The organism is Acinetobacter sp. YH12255 (assembly GCF_013417355.1).
Classification (GTDB): domain Bacteria; phylum Pseudomonadota; class Gammaproteobacteria; order Pseudomonadales; family Moraxellaceae; genus Acinetobacter; species Acinetobacter pseudolwoffii.
In genome coordinates this window covers 1-13,746 of record NZ_VPEC01000051.1, presented here as the reverse complement: position 1 = coordinate 13,746, position 13,746 = coordinate 1, and the positions used below count along the sequence as shown (strand labels likewise).

General features: G+C 45.3%; 11 protein-coding genes and 1 pseudogene. 5 read left to right on the top strand and 7 right to left on the bottom strand.

All coding sequences use genetic code 11. The annotated features are described in order from the left end of the window. Positions 1 to 177: 177 nt before the first annotated feature. The 5 genes from FTV30_RS13980 to FTV30_RS13960 all read right to left on the bottom strand — a co-directional run bounded on the left by FTV30_RS13980 (position 178) and on the right by FTV30_RS13960 (position 5,742). On the bottom strand, positions 178 to 933 hold the full coding sequence (locus tag FTV30_RS13980; RefSeq protein WP_180001797.1) for a hypothetical protein: 756 nt from the start codon (positions 931 to 933) through the stop codon (positions 178 to 180). Between the two features lie 98 nt (positions 934 to 1,031). Beyond that, on the bottom strand, positions 1,032 to 3,674 hold the full coding sequence (gene topA, locus FTV30_RS13975; protein WP_180001796.1) for a type I DNA topoisomerase: 2,643 nt from the start codon (positions 3,672 to 3,674) through the stop codon (positions 1,032 to 1,034). Between the two features lie 30 nt (positions 3,675 to 3,704). Continuing rightward, positions 3,705 to 4,154, bottom strand: coding sequence for an ammonium transporter (locus FTV30_RS13970; RefSeq protein ID WP_005095506.1), 450 nt, complete (start codon positions 4,152 to 4,154; stop codon positions 3,705 to 3,707). Between the two features lie 70 nt (positions 4,155 to 4,224). Then, complete coding sequence (locus FTV30_RS13965) at positions 4,225 to 5,223, bottom strand: hypothetical protein (RefSeq protein WP_180001795.1); 999 nt, start codon at positions 5,221 to 5,223, stop codon at positions 4,225 to 4,227. Between the two features lie 273 nt (positions 5,224 to 5,496). Then, positions 5,497 to 5,742, bottom strand: coding sequence for a SlyX family protein (locus FTV30_RS13960; RefSeq protein ID WP_005095502.1), 246 nt, complete (start codon positions 5,740 to 5,742; stop codon positions 5,497 to 5,499). Positions 5,743 to 5,775: 33 nt separating this feature from the next. Between FTV30_RS13960 and FTV30_RS13955 the strand changes: the two genes are divergently transcribed. Continuing rightward, the gene (locus FTV30_RS13955; RefSeq protein WP_005095500.1) at positions 5,776 to 7,674 is read left to right on the top strand and encodes an ATP-binding cassette domain-containing protein; all 1,899 of its coding nucleotides are present in this window, start codon (positions 5,776 to 5,778) and stop codon (positions 7,672 to 7,674) included. Between the two features lie 109 nt (positions 7,675 to 7,783). Then, positions 7,784 to 8,719, top strand: coding sequence for a hypothetical protein (locus FTV30_RS13950; RefSeq protein WP_005095497.1), 936 nt, complete (start codon positions 7,784 to 7,786; stop codon positions 8,717 to 8,719). 55 nt (positions 8,720 to 8,774) lie between these two features. Here FTV30_RS13950 and FTV30_RS13945 read toward each other — a convergent pair whose 3' ends face one another. Together FTV30_RS13945 and FTV30_RS13940 are read right to left on the bottom strand one after the other, a co-directional pair. Next, positions 8,775 to 9,110 carry a GNAT family N-acetyltransferase gene (locus FTV30_RS13945; RefSeq protein ID WP_257221949.1) on the bottom strand — a complete coding sequence of 112 codons (336 nt, stop codon included), beginning with the start codon at positions 9,108 to 9,110 and terminating at the stop codon, positions 8,775 to 8,777. A gap of 414 nt (positions 9,111 to 9,524) precedes the next feature. Continuing rightward, the gene (locus FTV30_RS13940; protein ID WP_005095492.1) at positions 9,525 to 10,655 is read right to left on the bottom strand and encodes an endonuclease/exonuclease/phosphatase family protein; all 1,131 of its coding nucleotides are present in this window, start codon (positions 10,653 to 10,655) and stop codon (positions 9,525 to 9,527) included. Between the two features lie 188 nt (positions 10,656 to 10,843). Between FTV30_RS13940 and asd the strand changes: the two genes are divergently transcribed. The 3 genes and pseudogenes from asd to FTV30_RS13925 all read left to right on the top strand — a co-directional run. Then, on the top strand, positions 10,844 to 11,962 hold the full coding sequence (asd, locus tag FTV30_RS13935) for an aspartate-semialdehyde dehydrogenase (protein ID WP_180001794.1): 1,119 nt from the start codon (positions 10,844 to 10,846) through the stop codon (positions 11,960 to 11,962). A 120-nt stretch (positions 11,963 to 12,082) separates the two neighbouring features. After that, entirely contained in the window at positions 12,083 to 13,642 is a 1,560-nt protein-coding gene (locus tag FTV30_RS13930) for a hypothetical protein (protein WP_180001793.1), read from the top strand. A gap of 21 nt (positions 13,643 to 13,663) precedes the next feature. Beyond that, positions 13,664 to 13,746 (top strand): annotated as a pseudogene (locus tag FTV30_RS13925) (IS5/IS1182 family transposase); the annotation flags it as partial.

The following is a 13,746-nucleotide window of genomic DNA, read 5'->3' as shown; positions in this document are numbered from 1 at the left end:
GAAAGTTGGGTGTATTTCTTCATTGTGTGCTTTCCAATTGCGAGTTGAAAAAGTCCAATGATTCTACGAATACACCTAACTTTTTCAACTAACTACAAATGTGTCGCACTTGAGATTTGAATCTGCGCTATCAATAAAGTCTAGATTCTGGATAAATCCAAGAGAATCTACAAGTCTTTATTTCCAGCCCAACTCAATTGCTGTGATCTCATTAATCAGGGTCTGATCCAGAGATCCCGGCATTTTACTCGTGGTTTCGGACAGCGGGATATGTCCTGCCATCAGTTCTGCCTTGGCTTGTGGGAACACAGGTTGCTGATCTGGAAATGCATAACCTATTGGATAAATCGGCTGACCTGTGGCCAGATCATATTTATCACTGGCACCAAAGGCATGCAGTAACTCATGTACCAAAACAATTTTATTTTGTTCAGACTGCTTTTGAGAGGCAAACAGGTTGACCGAACCAATCCGGCCTTTTTGCAAGGCAGTTGAATGCTTTAATTGCCGGGTTTGTGCCGGATCATAATAATTTAAAAACAGGGTCAGACTGGCAGAAGGGTCCGAACTTTGTTGCTGTTTCCAGGCATAAAATCGAAACTTTAAACTCCATACAACAGTATCGAAAATTGAGGCCTGCTCAGGGACTTTAGGCGATAAAACTTTAAGCTCACGACCCAAATTAAAATAAAAATAAGTGGGTTGATTCCGATATTGCTGTGCTGATTTTTGTAGAAAGTCTCTTGCCGTTTCTAGATCCTGAACTGACAGTTGCTGGATGTATTGCTGTGTGGTCGGTAATCCATCTGCATTAATCGGATGCAACAGAACCATGACCGGCTTTGACCAGTTCTGATTTTGATCACGATAGGCATTGACTGCAACGATCAATAAAATACTTAATAAAATCAGAATCCGAATCTTTTTCCACATATCCCCAAGCAACCTTATTTATTTTTTTTAAAATATCGACACATCATAAATAAAAAATGCCGACTTTCGTCAGCATTTTTTTCAAGTTTAAACTTTATTTAGGCTTCAACCCATTTTCCATCCTGGTAAACCAGAGACCATTTGGTTTGCTTGCCTTCCGCATTTTCAGAGCCAATATATTGCGATTGGTTCTTGCGACTGAATTTCACCAAAGTCGGGTTACCTTCCGGATCTGCATCAGGCGCTTGCAAGATAAACTGATATTTCGGATCTAGCTGTTCAGCCACAGAGCGAATCTCGGCAACTTTCGGTGCCCGTGTTTCACGCACTTTCGGGAACTTGCTGGCAGCCAAAAATAAACCGGCCGCACCATCACGCAGCACAAAGAAGTCATCGTGCTTGGTCGAGCGCAAATGTTCCATCTTGATCGGATCGACACGCGGAGGTGCCGGCTGACCACTCTTTAATACTTTACGGGTATTGTCACAACTGTTGCAGGCGAAGTATGGACCAAAACGACCCGTTTTAAGCTGCATTTCGCCATCACATTTGTCGCATGGAATGGTTGGGCCATCATAACCTTTGATCTTGAACTCTCCTTCTTCGAGTTCATAACCATCACAGTCCGGGTTATTGCCACAAACATGCAGTTTACGACCGCCATCAATCACATAGCTGTCCATTGCCGTTTCACACACCGGACAACGTTTCTTCGACATCAGGTCAGCGGTTTCGGCCGCATCATCATCAGACAGTGCAGCCAAAGACTCGACTGGGGTCAGGTTCAAGGTTCCCTTGCAACGTTCTTTCGGTGGCAGGTTATAACCAGAACAGCCCAGGAAAACGCCTGTGGTTCCGGTACGAATCTGCATTGGGCGCTCACATTCTTTACAATGTACCGCATCCACTTCCACTGGCTGATTACGGCGCATACCGTTCTCACCTTGTGCCGTAGTCAAACGCTGCTTGAAATCGCCGTAGAAGCTGTCTAACAGCTCTTTCCAATTACGTTCACCATCTGCCACCTTATCCAGCTGACCTTCAAGATCTGCGGTAAAGGCGTAGTTCATCAGGTTATTGAAGTTTTCATCCAGACGGTCGGTGACGATCTCACCCATCTTCTCGGCAAAGAGACGACGGTTATCGAGCTTCACATAACCACGATCCTGAATGGTCGAGATAATTGCAGCATAGGTCGATGGACGGCCAATGCCTTTTTTCTCGAGTTCTTTGACCAGTGAGGCTTCAGTAAAACGAGCTGGTGGCTTGGTGAAATGTTGAGATGGATCAAGCTTCTGAAGTTTCAGCACTTCACCGACTTTCACTGCCGGTAATAGAATATCGTCATCCGCTTTGTTGGCACCACGCACCCGGGTAAAACCATCAAAGACCAGCGTCCGGCCTTTGGCTTTCAGTTCTACGCCATTGGCATTGACTAAAATGGTTGAAGACAGGTATTCAGCCGGTGTCATCTGACAGGCCACAAACTGGCGCCAGATCAAGTCATAGAGACGCTGTGCATCACGCTCCACACCGACCAGACTGTCACCTTTGAGACTCACAGTAGATGGACGGATTGCCTCATGCGCTTCTTGCGCGCCGGCTTTATTGCCATAGCGGTTGGGTTTGGCCGGCAGGTACTTCTCACCAAATTCTGATTCGATATGGCCACGGACCATGCTTACCGCATCATCACTCAGGAAGGTCGAGTCGGTACGCATATAGGTAATGAAACCGGCTTCATACAGGCGCTGTGCCAGCATCATGGTTTTCTTCACAGAAAAACCGAGACGGGTACTGGCCGCCTGTTGCAACGTTGACGTGATATAGGGCGCGCTTGGATTGACTTTGGTTGGCTTATCTTCACGGGCAGAAACGGTATAATCCGCATCTTTAATCAGGTTTAACAGTGCATCCGTTTCGTCTTTATTACGAAGCTTTAAAGTCTTGCCATTTTGCTTGACTGCTTCCAGACGGATGTCATCTTTTTTCGATTTGGTATCGGCAAACACCTGCCAGTATTCTTCAGGAATAAAGGCCCGAATTTCACGTTCGCGTTCAACCACCAGTTTCACCGCAACCGACTGTACACGACCGGCTGACAGGCCACGGGCAATCTTTTCCCACAAGAGTGGTGAAATCATGAAGCCGACCACGCGGTCCAGGAAACGGCGTGCCTGCTGGGCATTGACTTTATTGGTGTCCAGACGTGAAGGATGCTTAAAGGCTTCCTGAATGGCATTTTTGGTAATTTCGTTGAAGACCACACGTTGATAACGTGACTCATCGCCGCCAATCACTTCTTTTAAATGCCAGGCAATCGCTTCCCCTTCCCTGTCCATATCCGTTGCCAGATAGACTTCATCGACTTGCGCTGCCAGTTTTTTCAGTTCGGCAACCACATGTTCTTTGCCGGGCAGCACTTCGTATTTGGCTTTCCAGTCATGTTCCGGATCGACACCCATGCGGTTAATCAACGCATTCTGTGATTTTTCAGCTTTCTGTTCATCTGTCAGTTTGGTGCGTGTCGCCGGCTTTTTCTCTGTCGATTTGGCAGAGCCGCCTGTTGGCAAGTCACGGACATGACCGACTGATGATTTTACGATGTAGTTTGGACCAAGGTACTTATTGATTGTTTTCGCTTTTGCAGGCGACTCCACAATCACTAAGGCACGCTTACTTCCAGCGTCGGGAGACTTTGCTGTGCTGCTTTTTGATGTGGACCGAGGAGCGTTCGCCATAATTAACCGTTAATCCTGTTTATTTCTAAATTAAAGTTCAGCCAAAGCGTGTAATAGTGCTTTGATATCGTCGAGTTGGGCTGCTCTTAAATCAGCATGTTCATCCCAATACAATCCGACACAGTTGGCCTGCATATCAATAGCATAAATGCCTTTTAATGCAATGGGAAAATCTTTAAATTTCTCATCACCCTGCACAATTTCGAGTTTATTATCGACAACACGGGCACGCATCAAGGGTAAACGCGCATCTGGCATGAGTACGCTGTAGTACGCAACCATACTGGCACGACTTTCAGTGGCCTTTGGAATTTTGGTCCAGTCGGGTGCAACCACCAAACGTGGATGCAGACCCATTTTGCGGGCTTTGTCACGCATGATGCCAAGCGCTTTTTCTCTTGGGCTGACACGTAAGCCAAAAATTGACCCCATGACAAAAATGATGATGATCACCGCTACCCAAATTCCAGTGTTTTCCATAGTTCAACCTTTATGTTCTATTATTAGAGTTGCATAAGCACAATATAAAACGCAAGTTTGCACGATAAAATTAATTCAAGAACATTTCATGACTATATAAAACTTCGTGACCATTCCAGTAAATATAACCCTTCTCGATCAGCTCCTTCAGCAGCAAGCGAATGTCCGATTTTGGAAATAACTGTTCCAGTAAATCACGTAACTCATAAATGTCTTTGGGTTTATCGCCCTGCAATTCACGCAGTTTACGTGCGACTTCCAGTTGCACCGGATCAATCCGGTTAAAGTTTTTAAACAGGTCTTGCTGGGCTGACTGGATCGGAGTTTGCAATGATTCAACTGGAGCATCATCCACTTTGAGCCGGGACAGGACCTGATCCAGTTTTGGATTTTCAAGCGGATCTTGTTCATCCAGATTGAGCTGTAGCCACTGTTTCAGGACTTTTTTACGGAAGCTGATCTGCTCATCATAGCGTTTGACGATTTTCAGGTTAATCAGCATGCCGACCACATGCTGGGCCTTCACGGGCATGACGTGCAGAATATTGGCAACTGAATTTTTTAAGGTTTCCAAGGTATTTGGCTTACCACTCATTTTCCCTAGAGCATCACAGTACTTTTTCACCAGTTGCAAGGCCGGTTTGTTGCGGATCGCCTCCAGACTAGGCAGGTAATTTTTAACATGCTCTGCTGGAATAGAGACTTCATCGGGCTGAATCTGAATCAGGCTACATTTAATATCAGAGGCTTGCAGCATCTGCTGCAACATCTCGCTGCGGTCCATCGCCGAGATCAACTCGACTTCGGTTTCCGGCTCCAACAGCGCCATCAGCTGACCGACAATGACCGCATATTCATATTCTTTCTGGGGCGATTCAGGTGTATCCAGAATGATGATCTGTCCACTCGCAATCCAGCCGGCCAGCTCGGTTAAATCTTCTAATGAAAATTCAAATGTTCCGGCACAATTAAACAGATACAGGCTGGAATAATGCGTCACAATTTCACGCAGTAACTTGGCCGTCGGAAAATTATTTTCGAGGTCGAGTAGAACAACTTTTGGATGCATGGGACAAGCTTCTGAAATGTACCTGAAAGCCAGTATTAGAGTAGGAAGTGAGTGAAAGGTCAAATAATTTCATGGTGAATATTCGGGTTGCAGCGGATTTACCAGATTCCAATCGAGTGGAAGATTACATATTTGATCTTGCTGCAAGCAGGTCAGAAATCGCTAGATTCCAGGCTGAGAGCTGATTAAATGAATCGAATCATCGGTGAAATAGCAGCTGCAATAAAAAACCCTTATCAAATATAAGGGTTTTATTAAATGATTGCTTGCAAATTAATAATGTGGCGGACGATCAGCAACTGGATCAAAATCCGCAATTCCTTCAGAGCGGTCTGAGGACTCAACACGTTGATATAACAGGCTCATTTGCTTTTTCAGATCGGCAATTTCCAGAGTCTGTTTAGCCACCTGATCATTCAACTGTTCAACTAAATCGTCTAAAAATGCAATTCGCACTTGCAAATCTTCAATGGGTGCGGAAAATGACGCCTGATCATTTAGATTTTGTTGTTTAGTCATTTAAAGTCCTCATTGGGGATTTCAGGAAACATTATGGCCTATATTACCCTTAGGGATGTCCAACTTGCGTTTGGTGGACCCGCCCTGCTCAACGGCGCGAATTTTAACTTGGAGCGCGGCGAACGAGTGTGTTTGATTGGCCGTAATGGTGAGGGTAAGTCTACCTTACTTAAGCTGATTGAAGGAAGTTTACTGCCGGATAGCGGCGAAGTTTCATTACAAAATGGCATCACGATTTCGATGCTGGCGCAAGATGTACCGATGGACTCAGGCCGAGTGGCGGATATCGTGGCTGACGGTGCCGGTGAAGCGTCGGAAGTTTTGCGTGCCTACCATGCAGCCAGTGAAGCCTGTGTGCTGGGCGATATGGACGCTTGTGACCGCATGGGCAATCTGCAACACAAAATGGACCAGCTCGATGGCTGGGCGCTGGAAACCAAGGTCAATTCGATTTTAAGCAAAATGGGGCTGGACCCAGATGCAGATCTTGCCGATTTGTCGGGTGGTCGTAAGCGTCGTGTCCTATTGGCACGTGCCTTGCTGACTCAGCCAGATGTCTTATTACTGGATGAACCGACCAACCATTTAGATGTTGAAAGTATCGAGTGGCTGGAAAAATTCCTGCTCGATCAAAACAATTTAACTCTGTTATTCATTTCGCATGACCGTGCCTTTGTCGATAGCATCGCCACCCGTATTGTGGAACTGGATCGTGGTCAATTGCGCAGTTATGAAGGTAACTATTCACGTTACTTAGAACTCAAAGCCATGCAAATGGAAGCTGAAGAAAAGCAGAATGCGCTGTTTGATAAAAAGCTGGCGGAAGAAGAAGTCTGGATCCGTCAGGGCATCAAAGCACGCCGTACCCGTAACGAAGGTCGTGTTCGCGCTCTAAAAGCACTGCGTGAAGAATCCAAAGCGCGCCGTTCGCAACAAGGTAAAGTGGCGATGGCGACTCAGGATGCCAACCGTTCCGGCAAACTGGTCTTTGAGATTGAGAACCTGAGTGTGAAATTCGGTGACAATGCACCGATCATTAACAACTTCTCGGCACTGGTTTTACGCGGTGACCGTATCGGTCTGGTCGGTGATAACGGTGTCGGTAAAACCACACTGATTAAAGCCATTCTGGGCGAGCTTGAGCATGGCGGCACGGTGAAAACCGGTACACAGCTGGAAGTAGCCTATTTCGACCAACTGCGTAATGCACTGGATCTGGAAAAGTCGGTCAAAGATAACGTTTCTGAAGGCTCTGACCACGTGGATGTGAATGGTAACCGTCGTCATATCTATAGCTATTTACAAGACTTCCTGTTCTCGCCAGAACGTGCACGTACCCCAGTCAAAGCGTTGTCTGGTGGTGAACGCAACCGTATCTTGCTGGCGAAACTGTTGCTGAAACCATCGAATCTGATTGTGATGGATGAACCAACCAACGATCTGGATATGGTGACCCTAGAGTTACTGGAAGAAATGCTCGGTGGCTACAAAGGCACCTTGTTATTGATCTCGCATGACCGTGCCTTTATGGACAACGTGGTGACCTCAACTTGGGTCTTTGATGGTAAAGGCAATATCGACGAATATGTCGGTGGTTATCAGGATTATCTTGAACAGCGTCCGGATCAAACCGTGGTCGATCAAAAAAGTGCCGTGAAAAAAGCCATGGCCAAAGCTGAAGCCGCACCCGTTGCTGCCAAAAAAGTCAAACTCAGCTACAAAGATCAACGCGCGCTCGAGCAACTTCCGGCTGAAATGGAAGCGCTGGAAAAAGAGCAAGCCGAGATCAATACACAACTGGCTGATGGCTCTTTATTTGTCAGTGATTCCGATAAAGCCATGCAACTGTCTCAGCGTTTATCAGAAATTGATGAACTGTTACTGGAAAAATTAGAACGTTGGGAAGAGCTGGATAACCTTAGCAACGGCTAAATATTCCACGAGTATTTGCTCAAGCATCTGTATTCGTACAGATGCTTTTTTTTATTTCAAGAATCTTCTCTGTTAGACTGCACTTAATCTTTTAGCCCTATATTGTTCTATGAGTACCCAGCCTGCATATCAACCCGGCGAATTTCAATGGTCATTCCTGTTACCTCGATACTGGGGCAATTGGCTGGGTATTATTTTCCTGATGATTTTGGCGATTTTACCATGGGCCATTCAGTATCGTCTGGCCTATCTGCTGGGCCATCTGTCTTTTAAGTATCTGCCCTCACGTCGCGACACCACACTGCGCAATCTGGAAGTCTGTTTTCCTGAATGGTCTGCCGAGCAAATACAGGACAATGCGCGTCAGGTTTTTATCGATCAAATGCTGGGGGTTTTTGAAACCTTAAATGCCTGGTACAGTCCGAAATGGTTTCAGGATCGCGTCAGTATTGAAGGACTGGAACATATTCAGAATGCTCAAGCCGAAGGCCGGGGTATGCTGTTACTAGGCACGCATTCGACCTTACTGGATGCTGGTGGATATCTGTGTGCACAATATTTTGAACCGGATGTGGTGTATCGCCCACAGAATAATCCACTTTTGGACATGCTGATTTACCGTTGTCGCGCCACGATTTATGCCCATCAAATTGATCATGATGATATGCGCGGTCTGGTACGTAATCTGAAAAAAGGCCATGCAATCTGGTACAGTCCGGATCAGGATTATGGTTTAAAACAAGGGGTGATGGCACCTTTCTTTGGTGTACCGGCGGCAACCGTCACCGCGCACCGTCGTTTACTGAAAATGACCAAAGCTGCTGCGATTCCTTTATATTTCTATCGTCATGGCGATATCAAAAATCCACGCTACCATGTACTGATTGAACCGGCACTGGAGAATTTCCCTAGTGAGAATGAAGTCGAGGATGCTACTCGCGTGAATCTGATAATTGAACAGCAGCTACGCATCGCACCGACCCAATATATGTGGTTCCACCGCCGTTTTAAAACTCGCCCTGAAGGTTATAAGGAAATTTACTAAATCTGTTTGATCGCGGACTTTAAATCGCTACAGCTCCTACAGTTTAAAATCCTGCTCATGATCTGTACCTTGATAGATCTACATAGCTTCCGTTAGTCCCGCACGTGTGAAGCCTAAAGCCTGATAAAATTCCTATTGTCTGCTGATCGGCCACTAAAATCTGCTGATGAAATCCTGAATAATATTGCAGCATACTTTGCATGATCCGCCGACCAATGCCTTGTCGTTGCCAGTCTAGACCAACCAATAAATGGGGGAAATACACCCCCAGAGAGCCATCTGAAATCGCATTCGCCAGTCCGACCAGCTGACCATTTATACGTGCAGTGACCAGACCATGCGAATGTTGTAAAGCCTGTAATAAATGTTGTGGTTTTCGGCAGTAGACCATGGATTGGCACGATAGAGCTGAAGTATTTCTGATCCATTCACTGAGTCATCACTGGCAATAACATTTTCCATTCTGCACTGTAAAAATATAGCTTTAAACCTAAAATTATCTTTAATAATCAATTAAATATTTAAAAAAATTCATCCTAAAAATAATTTAACCCGAGTTCTACATCCTGTAAAACCCGGGTTAATGAGGTTGTGCTTTCATCTATTATAATTGGTTCTATTTTTTGTGATTTCCCTTTCAGCATCATATCCATGATGTTTTCATTCAGCTTCGTCTTCCTTATGAGAATATCCTTTCTCGACTCCCTGTGCTGATAAACCTAGAATACCTGGATTGCTCATGATTGCCCATCCGCAAGAAGCGCAAACTGATGTAAGCAATCTCTTACACTTTTCTCTTAAAAAGTTAAGAAATTTTGCCGCCATCTTTATAAGCCATGGCAATTTCATCGGTCACCATTTTTTCCTCTTTCTCTGCTTTTTGAATCCCCTCTTCTATGGCCTCTTGTGCTTCCTGCTCATCTTCATCGGTTTGCTCCAATTCTTCCTGAATATGCTCAAAGACCCGACCGGTTTGTAAAACCAGAAAGACCGGAAAATGATCAGAACCAATATGGGGCAGACGTTCCATATGGACCAGGGCAAAATCGGTACTGTGAAATACGTGATCGAGCGACCAGCGAAAAAAAGGATAATCTGCATGAAAGGTGTTTACATAATGACGTCCGACGCGTGGGTCCAGTAGCCCGCTAATGCGCTGAAACAGCCGCGTAGTACGAGACCAGGCCACATCATTCAGATCCCCCATGACGATGCAACTTTCATCTAAATCTTTAATCTGATCCCCGACAATTAACAATTCCGCATCACGTAAAGTAGAATCCTTGGCTTCAGTTGGGCTCGGTGGTTTCGGGTGCAGACAGTGCAGCTGCACCGGCTGTCCCGAGCCTAAAATCACTGTGGTATGAATGGACGGAATCTCGTCGCTTAAAATAAACTTGACCTGGGTATTGCGAAGTTCCAGTTTACTATACAGGTGCATGCCATACAGGTTATCCAAAGGCACAGGCACACGATAAGGATAATCTGCTTCAATCACCGACAGTTCATTTTGCCAGGTTTGATCCGTTTCCAGCGTTAACACCAAGTCTGGCTGATGGGTCTGGATCTGTTCAATCAGTCGATGATATTGAGTATTGGTGGTCAGTACGTTCGAAACAATCAGGGAGATTTGCCGCTGCGGATCCAGTTGATCCTGTTTGACCTGCTTGACCTGTTTTTTCCAGATAAAGGTATAGGGCAATACCATTTTTAGCTGATAAGCCAAAGCCGCAATCAGGGCCACAAAAATCAGCTGATTCAAGACAGTCCAGGGATGCTCCACCACCAAAAACAGCACAAAGGCAATAAAGCCCAAGACCAGAATTTGTAAGCGTGGAAAATCCGCACCTCGAATCCACCATTCATCGCGTGGGATCAGTGACCAGAAACTTAACCAAATGACAATGATTGCCACAATTTGGATAACCCATATCATAAAGCGTGCTCTTAATTAAGTTATTATTTTTTCTGAAAGAAAAATGACGTTATCAATTTTGTATGTATCATAAAGCAGATATTTCGCTCAAGAATATTGATGTTTTGATTGTGTAGCACTTGCAGTTGAGTCCCTTTTTGATACACTCGAATCCCTTTAGAATTTTTAACGCACCGAGGCAAAGTGACATGAGAGTAGGTCTGGTCGGTTGGCGCGGGATGGTTGGTTCCGTCCTAATGCAACGTATGGTTGAAGAGAATGATTTTGCTCATTTTGAGCCATTTTATTTCTCTACCAGTAATGCAGGCGGTGAAGCGCCAGCATTTGGTGGTAAGACTGCCCCAGCACTTATGGATGCATCAGATATTAACAGTCTGAAGCAGATGGATGTCATTATTACCTGTCAAGGTGGCGACTATACCTCTGAGGTTTTCCCGAAACTGAAAGCTGAAGGCTGGAATGGTTACTGGATTGATGCAGCATCGACCTTACGTATGGATGATGAAGCCATCATCGTACTTGATCCGGTCAATATGCATGTGATCAAAGACGGTTTGGTAAAAGGCACCAAAACTTTTGTTGGCGGTAACTGTACGGTTTCCTTGATGTTGATGGGTCTAGGTGGTCTGTTCCAGAACAATCTGGTGGAATGGGCAACGTCTATGACCTATCAGGCAGCGTCTGGTGCGGGTGCGCAAAACATGCGTGAACTGATCAGCGGTATGGGTTATTTATACAATAACACCAAAGAATTACTCGATGATCCACGCTCTCCAATTCTGGATATCGATTCGAGAATTGCTGAATTACAACGCGGTGAAGGCTTCCCATCCAGCAACTTCGGTGTGCCTTTGGCCGGTTCACTGATTCCTTATATCGACAAGCAACTGGAAAGCGGCCAGTCGAAAGAAGAGTGGAAAGGCCAGGTTGAAACCAACAAGATTCTGGGCAACCAGCAGATCGTGCCGATTGATGGTCACTGTGTGCGTATTGGTGCCATGCGTTGCCACTCTCAGGCATTGACGCTAAAACTGCGTAAAGACGTGCCTCTGGATGAAATCGAAGACATCATTGCACGTGCCAATGACTGGTCTAAAGTGGTTCCGAATACCCGTGAAGCCTCAATGACTGATCTGACGCCTGTTGCTGTAACAGGTACTTTAAGCGTTCCAGTCGGCCGCCTGCGCAAGCTGAACATGGGTAAAGAATATCTGGGTGCATTCACTGTAGGTGACCAGTTGCTTTGGGGTGCTGCCGAGCCGTTACGCCGTATGCTACGTATTCTGATTGATTATAAAAATGCCTAATATCCTGTGGATATAAAGCCAAAAGCCGATCTTTATTGATCGGCTTTTTTATGTAACTATTGCGTAAGTATTTTACAAAAAACAAACATCCCGTTAATCTATAATTTTCGCTATGCGATAATGACTGAGCTCACGATTAAGATGACTGTATATAACAAATTAAAGCTTGCCATTTTAGCCATTGTCGCTTCACAAAATATTTATGCGATTAATGTAGATCCGGTTCAGATTCAGTCTGCCCCTGGGGAATTACTCTATGCAGAAATGACTTTTCGGCAGTCTGATATCAATTTGCCGATTGAAGTCAGTCTGGCTTCACCTGAAGATTTAATCTCGATGGGTGCATCGCATCAGCCACCTGGTCATCTGAACTTTTTTACCCGGCGCAGCAATAACGGCACCGGGGTCATTACTATTACTTCTTCTCGCCCCATGACAGAACGCGAGCTGAATATTATTGTCAAAATCAAGGAAGGCAGTGCTGCACGTCTGCAACATATCCGTACGCCCTTACAAGCTAAAACCGATTTATTAAAAGCCAGTCTCAAACAGAATGAACGCCCGCTTGCACCAGTTGTCATGGTCAGTGAAAAAGATATTGCACTTAACTTACCCGTAAGTAGCCATTACAGTACAGCAGCTTCCGCAGCCTTAAACAAGCCAGCGGTTTTAGAAAAGCCGTTGGCATTGCAACACACAGCACCACCTACATTATCGAACACTTCCATTCCTAAAACTGCATTTGCGCCAGCTGTAATGACATCAAGTCCAGCGATTCAGACGCAAGCGATCGCTCCTACAATTAAAAGCGAGTCTGTAACTGCTGCCAATACTCAAACTACGGTTAAAACTCCAGCATCGGCCACTTCAGATTCAACACATCATACTTCGCAGCCGATTCCCTCCCCGCCTGTTGCTACAGTAAAACCAACGCCGGCACAGTCTGTATCTGCAAATACGCCAGCGAGCAAGTTATCAGCAGATCATATTTCTCCAGAGCAAAATAAAGTATCTATGCAAAAACCGGCTGAGACTGGTTCTGAACATCAAAGCGCTTCCAGCGATCCATTGGTCAAGAAATTTGCCGAGGAACAGGCCAGAAAATCGGCTGGCTCAACTCCTCCTGTACAGACCCCAGCTCCAATTACAACAAAAGTTACACCAGCCAAGAGTGCCTCAGCCCAAGCTCAACCGACTTATATGGTTCAGTCCAATGAGTCGCTGTGGGGAATCGCATCACGAATTGCAGCAGAACAGCAACGTCCGGTTAATGAAGTGATGCAGCAAATCAAGCAAAACAATGAACATGCCTTTATCGGAGGAAATGCCAATCGTTTACGTAAAGGTGCAGCACTGAATTTAGCTATGATGAGTACTGTAACTGCTCCGATCAAAGTCACCGCCGCCAAGCAGACACAGGCACCTTCTCAGCCTGCTACCAAAACTAAATACCGTCTGAATCAGGCTGAAATGAGTCTGGTTGCTGAGAACCAGCACGATTCCGGACAGCTTTCTGCAAACCAGAACACAGAACACAATCAAACATCGAAGGAATTGTCATTAAAAGTTATGACAGCCCGAGAAAAAACCGTTAAATTACAGAGAAACGTAACCGAATTAGAATTGGCACTCAATCAGAAGGATCACAGAATTCAATTATTAGACCTCTTGCGAAAGTAAAAAATTGTTTATACTAGTCCCATGAAATATGAAAATTTAACTAGATTTAATGATGGGGAATTTAAACGACTTGTTGGCGTTCCTCGTCCATTATTCTTAAAAAT

Excerpts from the sequence above, each read along its gene's own strand:
- FTV30_RS13980 (WP_180001797.1), bottom strand. The coding sequence starts at position 933 with ATGTGGAAAAAGATTCGGATTCTGATTTTATTAAGTATTTTATTGATC.
- topA (WP_180001796.1), bottom strand. The coding sequence starts at position 3,674 with ATGGCGAACGCTCCTCGGTCCACATCAAAAAGCAGCACAGCAAAGTCT.
- FTV30_RS13970 (WP_005095506.1), bottom strand. The coding sequence starts at position 4,154 with ATGGAAAACACTGGAATTTGGGTAGCGGTGATCATCATCATTTTTGTC.
- FTV30_RS13965 (WP_180001795.1), bottom strand. The coding sequence starts at position 5,223 with ATGCATCCAAAAGTTGTTCTACTCGACCTCGAAAATAATTTTCCGACG.
- FTV30_RS13960 (WP_005095502.1), bottom strand. The coding sequence starts at position 5,742 with ATGACTAAACAACAAAATCTAAATGATCAGGCGTCATTTTCCGCACCC.
- FTV30_RS13955 (WP_005095500.1), top strand. The coding sequence starts at position 5,776 with ATGGCCTATATTACCCTTAGGGATGTCCAACTTGCGTTTGGTGGACCC.
- FTV30_RS13950 (WP_005095497.1), top strand. The coding sequence starts at position 7,784 with ATGAGTACCCAGCCTGCATATCAACCCGGCGAATTTCAATGGTCATTC.
- FTV30_RS13945 (WP_257221949.1), bottom strand. The coding sequence starts at position 9,110 with ATGGTCTACTGCCGAAAACCACAACATTTATTACAGGCTTTACAACAT.
- FTV30_RS13940 (WP_005095492.1), bottom strand. The coding sequence starts at position 10,655 with ATGATATGGGTTATCCAAATTGTGGCAATCATTGTCATTTGGTTAAGT.
- asd (WP_180001794.1), top strand. The coding sequence starts at position 10,844 with ATGAGAGTAGGTCTGGTCGGTTGGCGCGGGATGGTTGGTTCCGTCCTA.
- FTV30_RS13930 (WP_180001793.1), top strand. The coding sequence starts at position 12,083 with ATGACTGAGCTCACGATTAAGATGACTGTATATAACAAATTAAAGCTT.